Origin of the sequence: Streptococcus mitis (assembly GCF_003942685.1) — a bacterium.
Lineage (GTDB): Bacteria > Bacillota > Bacilli > Lactobacillales > Streptococcaceae > Streptococcus > Streptococcus mitis_CD.
In genome coordinates, this window is sequence record NZ_RJNR01000050.1 from 1 (window position 1) to 565 (window position 565).

Genomic DNA, 565 nt, shown 5'->3' on the forward strand with positions numbered 1-565 from the left:
ATAGATGGACAATTTTACCGTCTGAGAATTCGACGAATCACTCCTAAAGAGTGTTTTCGCTTGCAAGGGTTTCCTGATTGGGCTTTTGAAGCTGCTAGAAAAGTCTCTAGTAATAGTCAGCTCTATAAACAAGCTGGTAATAGTGTAACCGTTCCTGTGATTGCCGCAATCGCAAAGAAATTAAAAGAAATCGAGGAAAAAGATGAAAGCTTTAAATAAAGAGTCAATACTAGATTGTGATGAATTAGAAACAGAATTACATGATGCAGAAATCAGACAGCTGGATGAACAAATATTTTTGATGCCCAATTATCCATGTGAGTTTGAGGTGACATTTTTAGATGATTACCATAAAAAACACAACTACCCCCTATTTTACGAATCCTATCTTCAAAACATTATGGAATTCCTTGAAAGTCAGGATATAAAGAACGGAGCTGATGCCTTTGTAGATGATAATCAGAATCTTGTTTTTGTTTTATATGGACAAGGCTATCGAGCCGAGGGAAAAGAGGGAATACTTACAACCCAAGTAACTGTAAAAGCTTATGATGAAGACAAGAAA

The 565-nt window shown here is 35.9% G+C and carries 2 protein-coding genes; both read left to right on the forward strand.

Going from position 1 to position 565, the window contains the following annotated elements; all coding sequences use genetic code 11:
* Nucleotides 1-219: DNA cytosine methyltransferase (locus tag D8855_RS10455; protein ID WP_185757600.1), on the forward strand; the 219-nt coding region annotated here is incomplete at its 5' end.
* A partial coding sequence (locus D8855_RS10460) for a hypothetical protein (RefSeq protein WP_125417221.1) occupies nucleotides 203-565 on the forward strand: 363 nt, incomplete at its 3' end. The genes D8855_RS10455 and D8855_RS10460, both read left to right, overlap by 17 nt.